The organism is Homoserinimonas sp. OAct 916 (assembly GCF_003260275.1).
Lineage (GTDB): Bacteria > Actinomycetota > Actinomycetes > Actinomycetales > Microbacteriaceae > OACT-916.
Genome location: NZ_QJHB01000047.1, coordinates 1 through 612, shown reverse-complemented (window position 1 = coordinate 612; position 612 = coordinate 1). Strand labels below are relative to the sequence as shown.

The 612-nt window shown below is 60.3% G+C and carries 2 protein-coding genes; both read left to right on the top strand.

The genetic code is table 11. The features are described 5' to 3' along the window. Positions 1–17: 17 nt before the first annotated feature. Positions 18–278 (top strand): type II toxin-antitoxin system Phd/YefM family antitoxin, encoded by a 261-nt coding sequence (locus tag DL891_RS16625; RefSeq protein WP_111721594.1) that lies wholly within the window; start codon positions 18–20, stop codon positions 276–278. Further along, complete coding sequence (locus DL891_RS16620) at positions 275–529, top strand: type II toxin-antitoxin system RelE/ParE family toxin (RefSeq protein WP_111721593.1); 255 nt, start codon at positions 275–277, stop codon at positions 527–529. The genes DL891_RS16625 and DL891_RS16620 overlap by 4 nt, the downstream gene beginning before the upstream one ends. Positions 530–612 lie beyond the last annotated feature (83 nt).

Here is a 612-nt window from a genome sequence, read left to right as displayed (position 1 = left end):
TGCTCTATACTGGCGGTATGACTGAAGTTGCAATCACGGATGCGCGAGGACGGCTCGCGTCAATCATCGACGCGGCCCGGCGCGAACCGGTGTATTTGACCCGCAGAAATCGCCCTGTCGCGGCAATCATCGACACCGATCAGCTGAGTCGGCTGCTCGAAGACGCCGAAGAACTCGCGGATATCAAGGCAGTGGATGCAGCGTGGGAGGAAACCGAACGACTCGGGGAGACTCCCATCCCGTGGGAGGACGTGAAACGCGACCTCGGGCTGTCGTGACGTATACGGTTCAGATTCTTCCCGTCGCAACTCGTGCGATCCGAAAGCTTCCTCCGGAAGCAAAACGTCGCGTTCAGGCGATTATCGAACTCCTTGCCGAGGACGCCCGGCCACCATCGGCAAAGAAGCTCACTGCACGACCCGAATGGCGCGTGCGCAGTGGTGACTATCGTGTTCTATACCGCATCGAGGACGCGATACTCACGGTCATCATCGTTGATGCCGGCCACCGCCGCGAGATCTACCGGTAGGCGCAGAAGTCTCGTTACGCAAACGAGGACGTACGCGGATACCTGCCCACTGCAAACGCCGGTGGCGTGCGGAAGCGGATCCG